This window comes from Streptomyces pseudovenezuelae, assembly GCF_029892565.1.
Lineage (GTDB): Bacteria > Actinomycetota > Actinomycetes > Streptomycetales > Streptomycetaceae > Streptomyces > Streptomyces pseudovenezuelae_A.
This window is the reverse complement of record NZ_JARXVH010000075.1, coordinates 1-1,574: the sequence shown is the minus strand read 5'-3', so window position 1 is coordinate 1,574 and position 1,574 is coordinate 1. Positions and strand designations below refer to the sequence as shown.

Below are 1,574 nucleotides of genomic sequence, written 5' to 3'. Positions count from 1 at the left end.
CACGGGCAGGCCACGAACCGCTCCGCCGTCAACCCGGCCCGACCCACATACCCGCGCGCCAGCTGCGCACCCGCTACATAGAGTTCACCCACCACGCCCGGAGCGACCGGCTGCAAACCCTCATCCAGCACATAGAACCGGGTGTTAGCCACCGGAGATCCCACCGGAACCACCCCCGATGCGGTCATCGCCGCAGTCAGACGCGCCGTCGCGACACCGATCGTCGCCTCCGTCGGACCATAGTGATTGAACACAGCTCGATCGCCCGCGCCCGCCAGCAACTCACCCACGAGTTGCGCAGAAGCCGCCTCGCCACCGAGCACAAGGGACTTCGCGGGCAGTACCGCAGCAGCACCCAGCGCGGCGACATGCGAGGGAACCGCCTTGAGGTAGTCGATCCGATGCTCCGCCAGATACGAGGCCACCACCGCCGCATCCGTGACCGCGCCCTCATCGAGAATGTGCAGCTCGCCACCGGAGGCCAGGCTCGCGAACACCACCGTGTTGCCCAGGTCGGTGGCCTGCGCCTGCAACACCGCAAACCGGCCGGGCCCGTCGAAGCCCACCCGTCCGGGCACCGAGCCGACATAGTTCGCCAGCGCCCCATGCGTGACCGCGACACCCTTCGGCCGCCCCGTCGACCCCGACGTATACATCACATACGCCACCTGACCAGGCACGAGGTCCGGCACCTCCGGAGCCGTCACCGGGGCCGCGGCCAGTTGCATCGCCACCAGCGGACCGTCGACCGCCACCAACCGCTGCCGGCCCGCCGGAAGATCCTCCAACACCTCTTCCGACGTCAACGTCAACACCGCACCACTGTCCGCCAGCATGAACGCAATCCGCTCCGCCGGCAGACCCGGATCCAACGGCACATACGCCGCCCCCGCCCGCCACACACCCAGGATCGCCGCAATCGACTCGGCACCCCGCGGCAGGCACAACCCCACCACCGACTCGGCACCGACACCCTGCACCCGCAAGAAATGCGCCAACCGATTCGCCCGCGCATCCAACTCCGCATACGACACCGACACACCACCCGACACGACCGCGACGGCGTCCGGAGTCCGCGCCACCTGCCCACCGAACAACTCAGGGATCCCAGCCGGCATCACCCCACCAGCCGTCGCATTCCAATCCTCAAGAACCCGACGACGCTCAACCGCACCCAGCACATCCACCGACGAGAGCCGCGTCGAAGGGTCTCCGGACAGCATTTCCAGGACGCGGATCCAGCGGTTCGCGATCTCCCCGGCCGTAGCGGCATCGAACAGATCCGCCGCCACGGTCACCGCTCCCCGCACGCCCGTCGGTGCCCCTTCAGCGTCGAACGTCTCACCCACGAGCACGTCCAGATCGAACTTGGCGGCGGGCTTTCCTATAAACAGCGTCCTGGACTGGACGCCGGGCAGGTCCACAGCCGAGGAGGCGCCGATCTGCTCGGACGAGGTATTGAGTTTGGTGAGGACGACTTGGAAGAGGGGATGCCGGGCCAGCGAACGAGACGGAGCCAGCTCCTCCACCAACCGCTCGAACGGCACATCCTGATGCGCATACGCACCAAGACC

At 67.6% G+C, this 1,574-nt stretch carries 1 protein-coding gene; it reads right to left on the bottom strand.

All coding sequences use genetic code 11. The annotated features are described in order from the left end of the window. The coding region (locus M2283_RS51500) for a non-ribosomal peptide synthetase (RefSeq protein ID WP_280883564.1) at positions 1-1,574 on the bottom strand (1,574 nt) is incomplete at both ends.